The 16,253-nt window shown below is 60.7% G+C and carries 16 protein-coding genes; all 16 read left to right on the top strand.

The window, feature by feature from the left end:
• Positions 1 to 21: 21 nt before the first annotated feature.
• The 16 genes from efp (at position 22) to nuoN (ending at position 16,251) form a co-directional block, all read left to right on the top strand.
• Positions 22 to 585 carry an elongation factor P gene (gene efp, locus FHS54_RS10015; protein ID WP_167303697.1) on the top strand — a complete coding sequence of 188 codons (564 nt, stop codon included), beginning with the start codon at positions 22 to 24 and terminating at the stop codon, positions 583 to 585.
• Positions 586 to 703: 118 nt separating this feature from the next.
• Positions 704 to 1,519 carry an inositol monophosphatase family protein gene (locus FHS54_RS10010; RefSeq protein ID WP_167303696.1) on the top strand — a complete coding sequence of 272 codons (816 nt, stop codon included), beginning with the start codon at positions 704 to 706 and terminating at the stop codon, positions 1,517 to 1,519.
• Between the two features lie 124 nt (positions 1,520 to 1,643).
• Positions 1,644 to 2,018 (top strand): NADH-quinone oxidoreductase subunit A, encoded by a 375-nt coding sequence (locus tag FHS54_RS10005; protein WP_167303695.1) that lies wholly within the window; start codon positions 1,644 to 1,646, stop codon positions 2,016 to 2,018.
• A complete protein-coding gene (locus FHS54_RS10000; RefSeq protein WP_167303694.1) occupies positions 2,009 to 2,563 on the top strand; it encodes a NuoB/complex I 20 kDa subunit family protein in 555 nt (184 codons plus the stop codon). The genes FHS54_RS10005 and FHS54_RS10000 overlap by 10 nt, the downstream gene beginning before the upstream one ends.
• Before the next feature lies 1 nt (position 2,564).
• On the top strand, positions 2,565 to 3,398 hold the full coding sequence (locus tag FHS54_RS09995; protein ID WP_167303693.1) for an NADH-quinone oxidoreductase subunit C: 834 nt from the start codon (positions 2,565 to 2,567) through the stop codon (positions 3,396 to 3,398).
• Positions 3,395 to 4,633: an NADH-quinone oxidoreductase subunit D gene (locus FHS54_RS09990; protein WP_425057316.1), complete on the top strand. Its 1,239-nt coding sequence runs from the start codon at positions 3,395 to 3,397 to the stop codon at positions 4,631 to 4,633. The genes FHS54_RS09995 and FHS54_RS09990 overlap by 4 nt, the downstream gene beginning before the upstream one ends.
• Positions 4,633 to 5,298 carry an NADH-quinone oxidoreductase subunit NuoE gene (nuoE, locus tag FHS54_RS09985; RefSeq protein WP_167303691.1) on the top strand — a complete coding sequence of 222 codons (666 nt, stop codon included), beginning with the start codon at positions 4,633 to 4,635 and terminating at the stop codon, positions 5,296 to 5,298. Before FHS54_RS09990 ends, nuoE begins: the two co-directional genes overlap by 1 nt.
• On the top strand, positions 5,298 to 6,614 hold the full coding sequence (gene nuoF, locus FHS54_RS09980; RefSeq protein ID WP_167303690.1) for an NADH-quinone oxidoreductase subunit NuoF: 1,317 nt from the start codon (positions 5,298 to 5,300) through the stop codon (positions 6,612 to 6,614). Before nuoE ends, nuoF begins: the two co-directional genes overlap by 1 nt.
• A gap of 2 nt (positions 6,615 to 6,616) precedes the next feature.
• Positions 6,617 to 8,623, top strand: coding sequence for an NADH-quinone oxidoreductase subunit NuoG (gene nuoG, locus FHS54_RS09975; protein ID WP_167303689.1), 2,007 nt, complete (start codon positions 6,617 to 6,619; stop codon positions 8,621 to 8,623).
• A gap of 23 nt (positions 8,624 to 8,646) precedes the next feature.
• The gene (gene nuoH, locus FHS54_RS09970; RefSeq protein ID WP_208404905.1) at positions 8,647 to 9,669 is read left to right on the top strand and encodes an NADH-quinone oxidoreductase subunit NuoH; all 1,023 of its coding nucleotides are present in this window, start codon (positions 8,647 to 8,649) and stop codon (positions 9,667 to 9,669) included.
• Positions 9,666 to 10,151, top strand: a complete 486-nt coding sequence (gene nuoI, locus FHS54_RS09965) for an NADH-quinone oxidoreductase subunit NuoI (protein WP_167303687.1) — start codon at positions 9,666 to 9,668, stop codon at positions 10,149 to 10,151. Before nuoH ends, nuoI begins: the two co-directional genes overlap by 4 nt.
• A 124-nt stretch (positions 10,152 to 10,275) precedes the next feature.
• Complete coding sequence (locus FHS54_RS09960; protein WP_167303686.1) at positions 10,276 to 10,887, top strand: NADH-quinone oxidoreductase subunit J; 612 nt, start codon at positions 10,276 to 10,278, stop codon at positions 10,885 to 10,887.
• The gene (nuoK, locus tag FHS54_RS09955) at positions 10,884 to 11,189 is read left to right on the top strand and encodes an NADH-quinone oxidoreductase subunit NuoK (protein ID WP_004211745.1); all 306 of its coding nucleotides are present in this window, start codon (positions 10,884 to 10,886) and stop codon (positions 11,187 to 11,189) included. Before FHS54_RS09960 ends, nuoK begins: the two co-directional genes overlap by 4 nt.
• 6 nt (positions 11,190 to 11,195) lie before the next feature.
• Positions 11,196 to 13,241, top strand: a complete 2,046-nt coding sequence (nuoL, locus tag FHS54_RS09950) for an NADH-quinone oxidoreductase subunit L (protein ID WP_167303685.1) — start codon at positions 11,196 to 11,198, stop codon at positions 13,239 to 13,241.
• Complete coding sequence (locus tag FHS54_RS09945) at positions 13,241 to 14,815, top strand: NADH-quinone oxidoreductase subunit M (protein ID WP_167303684.1); 1,575 nt, start codon at positions 13,241 to 13,243, stop codon at positions 14,813 to 14,815. Before nuoL ends, FHS54_RS09945 begins: the two co-directional genes overlap by 1 nt.
• The gene (nuoN, locus tag FHS54_RS09940) at positions 14,815 to 16,251 is read left to right on the top strand and encodes an NADH-quinone oxidoreductase subunit NuoN (protein WP_167303683.1); all 1,437 of its coding nucleotides are present in this window, start codon (positions 14,815 to 14,817) and stop codon (positions 16,249 to 16,251) included. Before FHS54_RS09945 ends, nuoN begins: the two co-directional genes overlap by 1 nt.
• Positions 16,252 to 16,253: the final 2 nt, after the last annotated feature.

Below are 16,253 nucleotides of genomic sequence, written 5' to 3'. Positions count from 1 at the left end.
ACATATAGGCAGGCTCTTCCCATGAAGATCAGCGGCGTCGAGATTCGTCCCGGCAACAATATCGAATATGACGGAAGCCTGTGGCGTGCCGTCAAGATCCAGCACACCCAGCCCGGTAAGGGCGGCGCCTATATGCAGGTTGAGCTGAAAAATCTGATCGACGGACGCAAGAATAACGTTCGTTTCCGCTCTGCTGAAACGGTCGAGCGCATCCGCCTCGACACCAAGGATTTCCAATATCTCTATTCGGAAGGCGACATGCTCGTCTTCATGGATACGGAAACCTATGAGCAGATCAACTTGCCGCAGGATCTGGTGGGCGACGCTTCGGCCTTTCTTCAGGACGGCATGATGGTCATGCTGGAAATGTATGACGAACGCCCGATCTCGGTCCAGCTGCCCGAAACGGTCGAGGCGACCGTGGTGGAGGCTGACGCCGTTGTGAAGGGCCAGACCGCTTCGGCCAGCTACAAGCCCGCGATCCTGGACAATGGTGTGCGCGTCATGGTGCCGCCGCACATTGTCTCCGGCACGCGCATCATCGTCGATGTGTATGAGCGCGAATATGTGAAGCGGGCGGACTGACCTGCCAGTAAGTTCCCCTTCCGCAGGCGGGAGGGGCTAGGGGTGGGCATGTCGCAGCCCTTCCTGAAAAATAACATTCCCCCGACCCCTCCCCACAGGGAGGAGAGGAAGAAAAACCATGGTATCCCATTCCGGCCTTCTCACCGTCATGGAGCGCGCAGCCCGCAAGGCTGGCTCGAAACTGCGCCGCGACTTTGGTGAAGTCGAACATCTGCAAGTGTCTCGCAAGGGACCGGCGGACTTTGTGTCCAAGGCCGATCAGCAGGCGGAACGGACCCTGGTCGAAGAATTGCAGAAAGCGCGACCGGACTGGGGATTCCTGCTGGAAGAAGGCGGGGTGATCGAAGGTGATCCCAACAAGCCGCGCTGGATCATCGATCCATTGGACGGCACCAGCAACTTCCTGCACGGCATCCCGCATTTCGCGATCTCCATCGCGGTTGAGGAGCCGTCCTACGGCTCTCATAAGCGAGAGGTGACAACGGGCCTGATCTATCAGCCGTTCACCGACGAAAGCTATTGGGCGGAAAAGAACCGGGGCGCGTGGCGGCACGACCAGCGGCTGCGCGTGTCGGCTCGCCGGGACCTGGGCGATTGCCTGATCGCGACCGGAATCCCTTTCATGGGTCATGGCGACATGGCGCAGTGGGCGCGCATCTTTGGCGCGGTCGCGCCCTCGGTGGCGGGCATCCGGCGGTTCGGTGCGGCGTCGCTCGACCTCGCCCATGTCGCGTCGGGCCGTTATGATGGTTTCTGGGAAAGCGGGCTTCAACCTTGGGATGTCGCAGCCGGATTGTTGCTGGTCCGCGAGGCGGGCGGCTTCGCTACCGATTTCAGGGGCGGCGACCAGGCGATCGAGCGCCGGGAAGTGATCGCGGGCAACGACGCCATTCACAGCAAATTGCACAAACTTGTGGCTGGGGCGCTGCGCTGACCCCCATATTGTTGCTGCGTTCAAGAAGCAAATAGTTGCGAATCATTCTCATGCTTCCGGGCCTTGCTTCGCTTATGCGGCAGGCCTAAAGCGCGCCCATAGTCATCTCGCCCAGGGGATTTCGTTGGTCGATCTAGCCCAATATCTGCCGATCCTGATTTTCCTCGGGATCGCCTTGCTGCTTTCCGGGGCATTCGTGTTCCTGCCGATGGCGGTTGGCCGCCTGACCGGCGCGCACAAGCCCGATCCGGCCAAGCTCAGCGAATATGAATGCGGTTTCCCGGCCTTTGAAGAGCCGCGCAGCCAGTTCGACGTGCGCTTCTATCTCGTCGCGATCCTGTTCATCATTTTCGATCTTGAGGCGGCGTTCCTCTTTCCCTGGGCGGTCAGCCTCGATCAGATCGGCTGGGCCGGTTGGGCGACAATGATGGTCTTCATAGCGGAACTTGTGCTCGGCCTCGTCTATGCCTGGAAGAAGGGAGCCCTCGATTGGGAGTAGAACTTGACCGTCCCATCCCCGGCACCCTGCCGCCGGTGGGAACGCAGCCCGACCAGAATTTCTTCAACGCGCTGAACGGCGAAGTCAGTGACAAGGGCTTCCTGGTCACGTCGACTGAGGAACTGTTCCAGTGGGCGCGCACCGGATCGCTGTGGTGGATGACCTTTGGCCTGGCCTGCTGCGCGGTGGAGATGATCCACGCCAACATGCCGCGTTATGATATGGAACGCTTCGGTGCCGCGCCGCGCGCGTCTCCGCGCCAATCGGACGTGATGATCGTCGCAGGCACGCTCTGCAACAAAATGGCTCCCGCACTCCGCAAGGTCTATGACCAGATGTCGGAGCCGAAATATGTCATTTCCATGGGCTCATGCGCCAATGGCGGCGGCTATTATCATTATAGCTATTCGGTCGTGCGCGGCTGTGACCGGATCGTGCCGGTCGACATCTATGTGCCTGGCTGCCCGCCGACCGCCGAAGCGCTGCTTTATGGCGTGATGCAGTTGCAGCGGAAGATCCGCCGGATCGGGACGATTGAGCGCTGATATGGGTCATTCTGCACCGAAGATCGTAACGGCCCCAGGCCTGGCGGAAGAAATCGCCGCTATTTTGGGTCCCATGCTGATCGATACCGTCGATCATGCCGATGAAATTAGCTTCACGGTCGTCCGCGAACAACTGGCCGATGCATTGCTGCTGCTGCGTGATCAGGCGCACTATCAGCAGTTGATGGAGATTGCGGGCGTCGATTATCCCGACCGGCCCGAACGCTTTGAGGTCTGCTATCATTTGCTGTCCCTCACGCGGAACCACCGCGTCCGGGTGAAGGTGTCGACGGATGAGGATATGCCCGTCCCGACCGTCACGCACATCTGGCCGGTCGCCGGCTGGCTGGAACGTGAAGTGTTCGACATGTACGGCGTGATCTTTGCGGGCAATCAGGACCTGCGCCGCATCCTGACCGACTATGGGTTTAAGGGGCATCCGTTCCGCAAGGACTTCCCGCTGACCGGCTATGTCGAAATGTGGTACAGCGAAGAAGACAAGCGCGTTGTCTACAAGCCCGTTCAGCTCGCACAGGATTTCCGTACCTTCGACTTCATGAGCCCCTGGGAAGGCGCGCAATATGTGCTGCCGGGCGATGAGAAGGCACCCCAGGCCCCTGGCGCGCCGTCTCCCGCCCCAGCGCAGCCGCCCGTATCCGCGCCCAAGGGTCAGCCTGCCGGCGCGACGCCCAAGGTGACGGAAAAGTCGGAAGAAACAGGCGCAGGCGAACCGGCCAACAGCAAGGGCGCGGAAAAGTCGTCCGACGCTCCGGTAAAGCCGCAAGCGCATACTGACGAAGGCAAAGGCGCCGCCAAGCCCGAGGACAAAGGCTGATGTCCACCTATCTCGAAGAACTGGATCACAAGACCAGCGCGGAAGATCCCACGCTGGGCGATACTCAGATTCAGAATTACACGATCAACTTCGGCCCGCAGCATCCAGCGGCGCACGGCGTTCTGCGTCTGGTCATGGAACTGGACGGTGAAATCGTGGAGCGGTGCGATCCGCATATCGGCTTGCTGCATCGCGGCACTGAAAAGCTGATCGAGTATAAGACGTATCTGCAGGCGCTGCCTTATTTCGACCGGCTCGATTATTGCTCCCCGCTCAGCATGGAGCATAGCTATGTGCTGGCAATCGAAAAGCTGCTGAACCTGGAAGTGCCGCTGCGCGCGCAATATCTGCGGGTGTTCTTTGCCGAACTGACCCGCATCAGCAACCATATGCTGAACCTGGGTTCGCATGTCATGGACGTCGGCGCGATGACGCCGAACCTGTGGCTGTTCGAAATTCGCGAAGACTGCATGAACTTCTATGAGCGGGCTTCGGGCGCGCGCATGCATGCGGCCTGGTTCCGCCCCGGCGGCGTGCATCAGGACGTACCGCTCAAATTGCTGACCGACATTGCGGATTGGCTCGACACGCGCCTGCCGCGACTGTTCGAAGATGCGATCAGCCTTGTCGCGGACAATCGCATTTTCAAACAGCGTAACGTCGATATCGCCGTCGTTTCCAAGGAAGACGCGCTGAAATGGGGCTTTTCCGGTCCCATGATCCGTGGCTCCGGCATCCCCTGGGACATTCGCAAGTCGCAGCCTTACGATGTCTACGACCGCATGGAATTTGACGTGCCCGTGGGCACGAACTTCGACTGCTATGACCGCTTCATGGTCCGTGTCGAGGAAGTGCGCCAGTCCGCCCGCATCATGAAACAGTGCCTGCAACAGATGCCCGAAGGACCGATCTCCAGCTTCGATCGCAAGGTGGTTCCGCCCAAACGTGGTGAAATGAAGCGCTCGATGGAAGCGCTGATCCACCACTTCAAACTCTATACCGAAGGCTTCCACGTCCCGGCGGGTGAGGTCTATGTGGCGACCGAAAGCCCCAAGGGCGAATTCGGCGTCTATCTGGTCGCGGACGGCAGCAACAAACCCTATCGCTGCAAAATCCGCCCGACCGCCTTCTCTCACCTGCAGGCAATGGATTTCATGATGAAGGGCCACATGCTGGCCGACACCACCGCCGTCCTTGGCGCGATGGACATCGTGTTTGGGGAGTGTGACCGCTAATGGCTGACGCAGTTCATATCCCTGACGAAGCGGAAACGCGCGCGCGTTGGGGCGCGTTCGCGTGGACGCCGGAGAATGCCGAACAGGCGAAGAAGGTGATCGCTCGCTATCCCGCGGGGCGTCAGCAGTCGGCGGTGATGCCGCTGCTCGACCTCGCCCAGCGGCAGGTCGGTGCGGAGACGCAGACCAATGGCTGGCTGCCGGTGCCGGTGATGGAATATATCGCCGACCAGCTCGAAATGCCGTACATGCGGGTTTACGAGGTCGCGACCTTCTACACCATGTACAACCTTGCGCCGGTAGGCCGCTATCATGTGCAGGTCTGCGGCACGACGCCCTGCATGTTGCGCGGGTCTGACGACGTATTTTCGGCTTGCAAGAACAAGGGTCTGGTGAAGGGCGGCACGACGCCCGACGGCCTGTTCACGTTGAGCGAAGTCGAATGTCTGGGTGCCTGCGCCAACGCGCCGATGGTCCAGATCAACGATGATAATTTCGAAGACCTGACCTATGACAGCATGAGCGCGATCCTTGATGATCTCGCCGTTGGCAAGCAGCCCAAGATCGGGCCGCAGATCGATCGTCAGACGAGCTGCCCGGAAGGCGGCCCGACCACCCTCAAGGAAATGGTCTCGGACAATTACGATTATAGGGGGCAGTGGTAATGAGCGATATCATCGCACCGCTGGCCGACAAGGACCGCATCTTCACCAACGTCTATGGCTTCCAGGATTGGGGCATTGATGGGGCGATGAAGCGCGGCGACTGGGACAATACCAAGGCGCTGCTGGAAATCGGCCAGGACGAAATTATCGACCGGATCAAGGCATCGGGCCTGCGCGGTCGCGGCGGCGCGGGCTTCCCGACCGGCATGAAGTGGAGCTTCATGCCCAAGGAAAGCAAGGACGGTCGTCCCAGCTTCCTCGTCATCAATGCCGACGAATCCGAACCGGGTTCGTGCAAGGATCGCGAGATCATCCGCCACGATCCGCACAAGCTGATCGAAGGCGCGCTGATCGCCGGTTTCGCGATGCGCGCGCGCGCCGCTTATATCTACATTCGCGGTGAGTTCATCTATGAGGCGAAGATACTCTTCGCCGCCGTCGAGCAGGCCTATGAAAAGGGCTTCCTTGGCAAGAACGCATGCGGTTCCGGTTATGATTTCGACGTCTTCGTCCATCGCGGCGCGGGTGCCTATATCTGCGGCGAGGAAACTGCGCAGATCGAAAGCCTGGAAGGCAAGAAGGGTCAGCCGCGGCTGAAGCCGCCATTCCCGGCGGGTGCGGGTCTTTATGGCTGTCCGACCACGGTGAACAATGTGGAATCGATCGCGGTTGCGCCGACAATCCTGCGCCGTGGCTCTGAATGGTTCTCCAGCTTTGGGCGCGAAGGGAACAAGGGCACCAAGCTGTTCCAGATCAGCGGCCATGTGAACAAGCCCTGCGTCGTCGAGGAATCGATGGGCATCAGCTTCAAGGAGCTGATCGACCGGCATTGCGGTGGCATTCGCGGCGGCTGGGATAACCTACTGGCGGTCATCCCCGGCGGTTCCTCGGTCCCGCTGGTCCCAGCGGCGCAGATCATGGACGCGCCGATGGACTTTGACGGCCTGAAAGGCGTCGGCTCGGGGCTCGGCACGGCGGCGGTCATCGTCATGGACAAGTCGACCGACATCGTCCGCGCCATTTCGCGGCTCTCCTATTTCTACAAGCATGAAAGCTGCGGCCAGTGCACCCCGTGCCGCGAAGGCACCGGCTGGATGTGGCGCGTCATGGAACGGCTGCGGTCGGGCGAAGCCGACATCGGCGAAATCGACATGCTGCACGAAGTCACCAAGCAGGTCGAAGGCCACACCATCTGCGCGCTCGGCGACGCAGCGGCCTGGCCGATCCAGGGCCTGATCCGGCACTTCCGCCCTGAAATCGAGCGGCGGATCAACGAGAATAAGGGTAGCGCCCCCGTCATGGAGGCAGCGGAGTAATCATGCCCAAAGTAACCGTAGACGGCGTAGAACTCGAAGTCCCGGCGGGCGCGACCGTCCTGCAGGCTTGCGAGCTGGCGGGGAAGGAAATCCCGCGCTTCTGCTATCATGAACGGCTGAGCATCGCAGGCAATTGCCGCATGTGCCTGGTCGAAGTGAAGCCCGGCCCGCCCAAGCCGCAAGCGTCGTGCGCGCTGCCTGCTGCCGAAGGGCAGGACATCCGCACCGACAGCCTGATGGTGAAGAAGGCCCGCGAAGGGGTGATGGAGTTTCTCCTCATCAACCACCCGCTCGACTGCCCGATCTGCGATCAGGGCGGCGAATGCGACTTGCAGGACCAGTCGGTCGCTTATGGTCGGGGCGGCAGCCGTTACGATGAGAATAAGCGCGCCGTTACCGAGAAATATATGGGTCCGATCGTCAAGACGGTCATGACCCGCTGCATCCAGTGCACCCGCTGCGTGCGCTTTGCTGAGGAAGTCGCAGGCGTGCCGGAAATCGGCGCGATCGGGCGCGGCGAAAACATGCAGATCACAACCTATCTGGAGAAGGCCGCAAAGTCGGAACTATCTGGTAATGTCGTTGACCTGTGCCCGGTCGGCGCGCTGACGTCGAAGCCCTATGCGTTCGAGGCGCGTCCCTGGGAACTGCGTAAAACCATGGCGATCGACGTCATGGACGCGGTGGGCACCAACATCCGCCTCGACAGCCGCGGCCGTCAGGTGCTGCGCGCCGTTCCCCGCATCAACGATGATGTGAATGAGGAGTGGGCGAGCGACAAGACCCGGCACAATGTCGATGGTCTGGTCCGCAAACGGCTCGACAAGCCCTATGTCCGCCACGACGGAAAGCTGGTTCCGGCGACCTGGAACGAGGCTTTTGCCGCAATCGCTGCGGTCAAGCATGGCGGTTCGGTCGCTGCGCTGGCGGGCGACCTGCTCGATTGCGAGACGATGTTTGCGGGCAAGGCGCTGGTCGAGAAGCTCGGCGGCACGATGCTGGAAGGACGTCAGACCGGCCTTGCCTATGACGTGTCCAGCCTGTCGGCTGTGAATTTCAACACGACGCTCAATGGCATTGAAACGGCGGACGTGATCCTGCTGGTCGGCACCAACCTGCGCTGGGAAGCGCCGCTGGTGAACACCCGCATCCGCAAGGCGATCAAGAAGGGTGCCAAGGTCTTCGCGATCGGGCCGCAGGTCGATCTCACCTACAAGGTCGAATGGCTGGGCAATGACGCATCGCTGCTTGCCAAGCTGCCGGAATCGGTGGTTGAGGCGTTCGGCAAGGCGACGCGTCCGGCGATGATCGTCGGCGGCGGCGTGCTGGCGAAGGACGGCGCGCATGGCGATACGCTGGCGCTGGTCGAAACGCTGGGCCTCGTGAAAGATGGCTGGAACGGTTACAATGTGCTGCATTTCGCGGCGGCGCGCATGGGTGGGCTGATGCTCGGCTATGCTGTTGACGGCGGCGTGAAGGCTGTCGCAGCCGCCAAGCCCAAGCTGCTCTTCGCGCTGGGCGCGGACGAGGTCGATTATTCGGCTTTCCCGGACAGTTTCAAAGTCTATGTCGGCCATCATGGCGACAAGGGTGCGCATGCGGCGGACGTGATCCTGCCCGGCGCGAGCTATGCCGAAAAGGCGGGCACCTACGTCAATCTGGAAGGCCGGGTGCAGCGTGGCGAAAAGGCCGTGTTCGCGCCGGGTGATGCCCGCGAAGACTGGTCAATCCTGCGCGCGCTTTCCGAAGTGCTGGGCGCGACGCTGCCCTTCGACAATTTCCAACAGCTACGGGCCGAAATGGCAAAGGCTGTTCCGGCGCTGGGCGTTGAAGGCCTGGCCAATTACACTTGGTCGATCCCCAATCTGCCGACGGGCGCGAGGGGGGAATTCGGTTCGCCGATCAAGGATTTTTACCTCACCAACGCCATCTGCCGGGCCAGCCCGACGATGCAGCAATGTTCGGCTGAGCTGATCCACGGGACAAGCTTCGCGGAGGCCGCAGAGTGACCGCATTCTTCCATAATCTCGGCATGCCCTTTGATGGCGCCTGGCTGCTGGCCACAATCATCGGCATCCTGTTGATCGCCCTGCCGCTGATGCTGGCGGTGGCGATGATCATCTATGCCGACCGCAAGATTTGGGCTGCCATGGCCCTGCGCCGCGGTCCCAACGTTGTCGGTCCCTTCGGCCTTCTCCAATCCTTTGCGGACGGCGCCAAGGTGTTCCTGCAGGAAACCATCATACCGTCAGCGGCGAACAAGACGCTGTTTATCATCGCGCCGATCATCACCTTTACGGTCGCGCTGATGGCCTGGGCGGTGGTGCCGTTCGACGTTGGGGTGGTCCTGGCGGACATCAATGTCGGCCTTCTCTACATCCTCGCGATCAGTTCGCTGGGTGTGTACGGCATCGTGCTGGCGGGCTGGGCGTCCAACTCCAAATATCCCTTCTATTCCGCGATCCGCGCGAGCGCGCAGATGATCAGCTATGAAGTCTCGATCGGCTTCGTCATCATCACCGTGGTCCTGTGGGCAGGCAGTTTCAACCTGACCGCCATCGTTGAAAGCCAGAAGGGCTATTATGGCTTCCTGAACGGCAACGGCTTCAACCCGCTGCTTTTCCCCATGGCGATCATGTTCCTGATTTCGGCTCTGGCGGAAACGGCGCGCGCGCCCTTCGACCTGACCGAAGCGGAATCCGAACTGGTCGCTGGCTACCAGACCGAATATTCGTCCATGGCCTTCGCGCTCTACTGGCTGGGCGAATATGCCAACGTCATCCTGATGTGCGCATTGAACGCGATCCTGTTCTGGGGCGGATATCTGCCGCCGTTCGACTGGGCTCCGCTCTATTATGTGCCGGGCATTATCTGGCTGTTCGCCAAGATACTGTTCTTCTTCTTCGTCTTTTCCTGGGTGAAGGCGACCGTGCCGCGCTACCGCTATGACCAGTTGATGCGGCTGGGCTGGAAGGTCTTTCTGCCCGTCTCGCTCTTCTTCGTCTTCCTGGTTTCGGGTTTCCTGATGTTTACGCGCTACGGAGGCGTACAATGAGCCTCGGTTACTACATCAAATCTTTCACCCTCTGGGAGTTTGTGAAGGCGCATGCGCTGACCTTGAAATATTTTTTCAAGGCCAAGGCGACGATCAACTACCCTTATGAGAAGAACCCGATTTCGCCGCGTTTCCGGGGCGAGCATGCGTTGCGCCGTTATCCCAATGGCGAAGAACGCTGCATCGCATGCAAGCTGTGCGAAGCCGTCTGCCCCGCGCAGGCGATCACCATTGAAGCGCAGCCGCGTGACGATGGCAGCCGCCGTACGACGCGCTACGACATCGACATGACCAAGTGCATCTATTGCGGCTTCTGCCAGGAAGCCTGCCCTGTGGATGCCATTGTCGAGGGTCCTAACTTCGAATTTTCCACGGAAACCCGTGAGGAGCTGATCTACGACAAGGCCAAGCTCCTTGAAAATGGTGACAAGTGGGAGCGCGCGCTCGCCGCGAACCTTGCCGCCGATGCGCCCTACCGGTAATGGGCGCGGTGATTCAAAAATGTCCCGTTCGGGCTGAGCTTGTCGAAGCCTCGCACTTTTTCTCGGGAAGTGCAGCCCTTCGACAGGCGCAGGGCAAACGGATGATAGGGGGCCAGATAGTCTCGTGATCCACATTCTCGCCTTTTATCTGTTCGCCACGCTGGTGGTGTGCAGCGGCGCGCTGACGATCCTGTCGCGCAATCCGGTCCATTCGGTGCTGTGGCTGATCATGGCGTTCTTCAACGCGGCTGGCCTCATGGTCCTGCTGGGCGCGGAATTCATCGCGATGCTGCTCGTCATCGTTTATGTGGGCGCGGTCGCCGTGCTGTTCCTGTTCGTCGTCATGATGCTCGACATCGATTTCGCCGAGTTGCGCGCCGGGTTCGTGGATTATCTGCCGTTCGGCATGTTGATCGCGCTGGTGCTGCTGGCTGAGATAGTGCTGGGTATCGGCATCTGGAGCGCCGGGCCGATCGAACTTGCGCAGCGCGCCGCGCCGATGAACCCGGAGATGTCCAACATCCAGGCCATCGGCACGCTGCTCTACACGCGATATATCTTCCTGTTCGAAGCGGCTGGGATCGTGCTGCTGGTGGCGATGATCGGTGCGATCGTGCTGACTCATCGCGCCCGTGGCGGCGTGCGCGGGCAAAATATCGCCCGGCAGAACCGCCGTCGTCCGCAGGATGCCGTCCGCAACGTCAATCAGCCCGTGGGGCAGGGGGTGCAGCTGTGATCGGCCTTCAGCACTATATGGTGGTCAGCGCGATCCTGTTCGTGATGGGCGTGCTCGGCATCTTCATCAATCGCAAGAATGTCATCATCATCCTGATGGCGATTGAGCTCATCCTGCTCAGCGTGAACATCAACCTTGTCGCATTCAGCGCCTTTCTGGGCGATCTGGTGGGGCAGGTGTTCAGCATGTTCGTGCTGACGGTCGCGGCGGGTGAGGCGGCCATCGGCCTTGCCATCCTCGTCATATATTTCCGTGGTCGCGGCACCATTGCCGTCGATGATGTCAACCGGATGAAGGGCTAAAGCTCGATGATCCAGCTTATCGTCCTTCTCCCGCTCATCGCGGCTGTCATCGCCGGTCTTGGCAACAAGGCGCTGGGCAAGCTGCCCGCGAAGATTCTCACGACCGGCGCGCTGTTCATCAGCTGCGCGCTCAGCTGGCCGATCTTCATCAGTTTCCTCACGGGGCAGGCCGAACCCTATGTCGTTCCGGCCTTCACCTGGATTCAGTCGGGCAGCTTTGACGCTCAATGGGCGCTGCGCGTCGATGCTATGACGGCGGTCATGCTGGTCGTCATCACCAGCGTGTCCAGCCTCGTCCACCTCTATAGCTGGGGCTATATGGAGGAGGAGCCGGATCAGCCGCGCTTCTTTGCCTATCTGTCCCTGTTCACCTTCGCGATGCTGATGCTCGTGACGGCAAACAACCTGCTGCAGATGTTCTTCGGCTGGGAAGGCGTCGGCCTGGCATCCTATCTGCTGATCGGCTTCTGGTTCCGTAAGCCGTCCGCAAACGCCGCCGCGATCAAGGCGTTCGTCGTCAACCGCGTCGGCGATCTGGGCTTCATGCTCGGCATTTTTGGCACCTATCTGGTGTTCAACACCATTTCGATCCCGGAAATCCTGGAAGCTGCGCCCTCCATGGCCGGTTCCACCATCGGCTTTCTTGGCTATCGCTTCGACACGATGACCGTGCTCTGCCTGCTGCTGTTCATCGGCGCGATGGGCAAGTCGGCACAGCTTGGCCTCCACACCTGGCTGCCGGACGCGATGGAAGGCCCGACCCCTGTGTCGGCGCTGATCCACGCGGCGACCATGGTGACGGCGGGCGTGTTCATGGTGTGCCGCCTGTCGCCGATGTTCGAAGTTTCTCCGACGGCCTTGGGCTTCGTGACCTTCATCGGTGCCGCGACATGTCTGTTCGCCGCGACGGTCGGCACGGTGCAGAACGACATCAAGCGCGTGATCGCTTATTCGACCTGCTCACAGCTCGGCTACATGTTCTTCGCGGCGGGCGTCGGCGCTTATGGCGCTGCGATGTTCCACCTTTTCACCCACGCCTTTTTCAAGGCGCTGCTGTTCCTGGGCGCGGGATCGGTCATCCACGCGATGCACCATGAACAGGACATGCGCTATTATGGCGGCCTGCGGAAAGAGATCCCGGTCACCTTCTGGACGATGACGCTGGGGACGCTGGCCATCACTGGCGTCGGGCTGCCGCTCGCCGGGATTGGTTTCGCGGGCTTCTATTCGAAGGACGGCATATTGGAAGCTGCCTATGCTTCGGGCGGCGCGGGCGTTGGTGCATTCCTGGTCGGCGTGTTCGCCGCGCTGCTCACCAGCTTCTACAGCTGGCGCCTTGTCTTCCTGACCTTCTTCGGCAAGCCGCGCTGGGCCGCTTCTGAACATATTCAGCACGCCATTCATGGTCATCATGAATCGCCTGAGGAAGAAACCGAGCATGACGGGCACGGGGCGCATGACGATCATGGTCATGCCGTAACCGGCACGGGCGGCTATCACCCGCACGAAAGCCCCTGGGTGATGCTGATCCCGTTGATCATGTTGAGCCTGGGCGCAGTATTTGCAGGCTTCATCTTCCACGACCAGTTTATCGGGGCCGAAGGCGGCGTCGAATTTTGGAAGGGGGCCTTGGCGTTCGACAGCCACCTGATGCATGCGGCGCATGAAGTGCCAGTGTGGGTCAAGTTCGCGCCGTTCGCGGTGATGCTGACCGGCTTTGCCATTGCCTGGTTGAGTTACATCAAGAATACCGACTGGCCGCGACGCTTCGTCGCCGAGTTCCGGGTTCTCTACCAGTTCCTGCTCAACAAATGGTATTTCGACGAGCTGTATCACTTTCTGTTCGTCAAGCCTGCCTTCGCCATCGGTCGCTTCTTCTGGAAGTTCGGTGATGTCGGCTTCATCGACCGCTTCGGACCCAATGGGTTGGCGGCGCTGGTCGTGCAGGGCAATAAAGTCACCCGTCGGCTTCAATCCGGCTACCTCTACACTTACGCGCTGGTGATGCTGATCGGGCTCGCCGCAGCAGCAACCTGGGCGATGACACGATAATGGACGGCTTCCCCATTCTTTCGCTGATGATGGCCGTGCCGATGGCGGGGGCCATCGCCTGCCTCTATGCGGGCGCGAACCAGGCACGCTGGATCGCCCTGCTGGCGACACTGGCCAACCTGGCGCTGGGCGCTCTGCTTTGGGCCAATTTCGACCAGTCGGCAGGTGCTGCGCAATGGCAGTTTCAGGAATATGCGCCGATCTTCGGCCGTTTTTCCTGGGCGCTGGGGATAGACGGCATCGCGCTCGTCCTGATCATGCTGACCGTGTTCCTGATGCCGATCTGCATCGGGGCCAGCTGGGAAGCCATTCAGAAGCGCGTCGGCGAATATATGGCGGCCTTCCTGTTCATGGAGGTGCTGATGATCGGCGTCTTCACGGCGCAGGATCTCTACCTCTTCTACGTGATGTTCGAAGCAGGCCTCATTCCGATGTATCTCATCATCGGCATCTGGGGTGGCGCTGATCGCATCTACGCCAGCTACAAATTCTTCCTCTACACGCTGTTCGGCTCGGTGCTGATGCTGATCGCGATGATGTGGATGGTGCATGAAGCTGGCACCACCGACATCCCGACGTTGATGGCCTATAATTTCGACCCGCAAGTTCAGACATGGCTGTTCCTGGCCTTCTTCGCGAGCTTTGCGGTCAAAATGCCAATGTGGCCGGTGCACACCTGGCTGCCCGATGCCCACGTTCAGGCACCGACCGCCGGGTCGGTTATCCTGGCGGGCGTGCTGCTGAAAATGGGCGGTTATGGCTTCATCCGCTTCTCGCTGCCGATGTTCCCGGAAGCGTCGGCGCAGCTTGCCTGGCTGGTATGGGGCCTGTCGATGGTTGCGGTGGTCTACACCAGTCTCGTCGCTCTCGTGCAGACCGACATGAAAAAGCTGATTGCCTACTCGTCCGTTGCCCACATGGCGATCGTGACCGTCGGCCTGTTCGCCTTCAACCAGGCGGGTATCGAAGGCGCGATGATGGTGATGCTGGGCCATGGCCTGGTGTCGGGCGCGCTGTTCCTGTGCGTTGGCGTCATTTACGACCGTCTACACACGCGTGAAATCAACCGTTATGGCGGCCTGTCGATCAACATGCCCAAATATGCGGTGCTGTTCCTGCTGTTCACGATGGCGTCGGTCGGACTGCCGGGGACCAGCAACTTCGTCGGCGAATTCCTGGCCTTAATGGGCATATATCAGGTGTCGAGCTGGGTAGCGCTGGTCTGTACGACCGGCATCATCCTGGGCGCTGCCTACATGCTCTATCTGTATCGCCGCATCGCTTATGGTGAGCAAAAGAACGCCGACGCCGCCGCGATGCCCGACCTGTCGGCGCGTGAAATTGCCCTGCTGGCGCCGATCGCCGCTGCTGTGTTGTGGATGGGCATTTACCCCGAAAGCTTCCTTGCACCGATGCGCGCCGACATTCGAGCGCTGGAAGCCCGCATCGCATCAGCCGCTCCGGCGGGAGATTCCAGGATCAAGATGGGTCCCGTCCTTCCGTCCGCCGATGCTCACCATATGGAAGACCATGCCGCCATGCCGCATGAACCCGCGTCGGGGGAGGCGCACTGATGATTGATTCCGCTTCCCTTCTGGCGGTTATGCCGGAACTCGTCCTGTCGGCAGGCGCGCTGATTCTGCTCCTGGTCGCGGCTTATGGCGGCGACGCTACCGCCCGCATCATCAACTGGCTGTCGGTGCTGACATTGCTGGTCGCAGGCCTGACGCTGTCGGTATCCGTGGCGAACGGGCCGGTCGCGTTCGATGGACTGGTTCAGGCAGACAGCTTCTCTGCCTTTGCCAAGGCGCTGATCTACGCTGCTGCGGCCGCCGCGATCCTGCTGGCGCCGCGTTATTTCCTGACCGACGGTGTGCTGCGGCCCGAATATCCGATCCTGATCCTGTTCAGCAGCATCGGCATGGGCATGATGGTGTCGGCGGGCGACCTGCTGACGCTCTATGTCGGACTGGAGATGCAGAGCCTCGCCGCCTATGTGCTGGCCAGCTTCATGCGGCAGGATGAACGGTCGTCCGAAGCAGGGCTCAAATATTTCGTGCTCGGATCACTGGCGAGCGGCATCCTGCTATATGGCACGTCGCTTCTCTACGGCTTTACCGGCAGCACAGCTTTTGAAGGCATCGCAATCGCCTTGGGTGATGGCGTGTCGAAGGGCGAGCTGTTCGGGATGGTATTCCTGCTGGCAGGCCTCGCGTTCAAGATGAGCGCCGTTCCGTTCCACATGTGGACGCCGGACGTTTACGAAGGCGCTCCCACACCCGTCACGACCTTCTTCGGCAGCGCGCCCAAGGTAGCGGCCATGGCGCTGACCATCCGCGTGGCGATCGAAGCGCTCGGTCCGGCTGGGCTCGACTGGCAGCAGATCGTAATCTTCGTGGCGCTCGCCTCGATCATCTTCGGCGCGGTCGCGGCGATCGGCCAGACCAATATCAAGCGCCTGATGGCCTATTCGTCGATCAACAATGTCGGATTTGCGCTGATCGGCCTGGCGGCTGCGACGCCTGCCGGTGTGGCTGCGACGATGAGCTATATGGCCATTTATGTGGTGATGACGATCGGCGCATTCGCCTGCATCCTGCAAATGCGCGATGCCGATGGCCGTCCCATCGAAAGCATCGCCAGCCTCGCCGGACTGTCGCATTCGCGCAAGGGGTTGGCGGCTGCCCTGGCGATCTTCATGTTCTCCATGGCCGGTATCCCGCCGCTCTTCGGCTTCTGGGCGAAGTTCCTGGTATTCGATGCCGCAGTGGCTTCGGGACTGACCGCGCTGGCTGCCGTTGGCATTGCGGCATCCGTGATCGGCGCATATTATTATCTGAAAATCATCAAGACGATGTATTTCGATGAGCCCGCCGCCGCCTATGAAGCGCGGGGCGGCATGGTCGAAAATATCATCCTGACCGCCTGCGCTGTGGTGATGCTGGTGGGCTACCTCCTTAACCCCGCGCTTGATCAGGCCAGCGCTGCGGCTGCGGCGTCGTTGTTCTGACC

Source organism: Sphingobium vermicomposti (genome assembly GCF_011762025.1).
Classification (GTDB): domain Bacteria; phylum Pseudomonadota; class Alphaproteobacteria; order Sphingomonadales; family Sphingomonadaceae; genus Sphingobium; species Sphingobium vermicomposti.
Note: the sequence above shows the minus strand (reverse complement) of the source record. Positions and strands in the feature narration are given on the sequence as shown.

Excerpts from the sequence above, each read along its gene's own strand:
- nuoE (WP_167303691.1), top strand. The coding sequence starts at position 4,633 with ATGGCTGACGCAGTTCATATCCCTGACGAAGCGGAAACGCGCGCGCGT.
- FHS54_RS09995 (WP_167303693.1), top strand. The coding sequence starts at position 2,565 with ATGGGTCATTCTGCACCGAAGATCGTAACGGCCCCAGGCCTGGCGGAA.
- nuoH (WP_208404905.1), top strand. The coding sequence starts at position 8,647 with ATGCCCTTTGATGGCGCCTGGCTGCTGGCCACAATCATCGGCATCCTG.
- FHS54_RS09945 (WP_167303684.1), top strand. The coding sequence starts at position 13,241 with ATGGACGGCTTCCCCATTCTTTCGCTGATGATGGCCGTGCCGATGGCG.
- nuoL (WP_167303685.1), top strand. The coding sequence starts at position 11,196 with ATGATCCAGCTTATCGTCCTTCTCCCGCTCATCGCGGCTGTCATCGCC.
- FHS54_RS10010 (WP_167303696.1), top strand. The coding sequence starts at position 704 with ATGGTATCCCATTCCGGCCTTCTCACCGTCATGGAGCGCGCAGCCCGC.
- nuoI (WP_167303687.1), top strand. The coding sequence starts at position 9,666 with ATGAGCCTCGGTTACTACATCAAATCTTTCACCCTCTGGGAGTTTGTG.
- nuoF (WP_167303690.1), top strand. The coding sequence starts at position 5,298 with ATGAGCGATATCATCGCACCGCTGGCCGACAAGGACCGCATCTTCACC.
- nuoN (WP_167303683.1), top strand. The coding sequence starts at position 14,815 with ATGATTGATTCCGCTTCCCTTCTGGCGGTTATGCCGGAACTCGTCCTG.
- nuoG (WP_167303689.1), top strand. The coding sequence starts at position 6,617 with ATGCCCAAAGTAACCGTAGACGGCGTAGAACTCGAAGTCCCGGCGGGC.
- efp (WP_167303697.1), top strand. The coding sequence starts at position 22 with ATGAAGATCAGCGGCGTCGAGATTCGTCCCGGCAACAATATCGAATAT.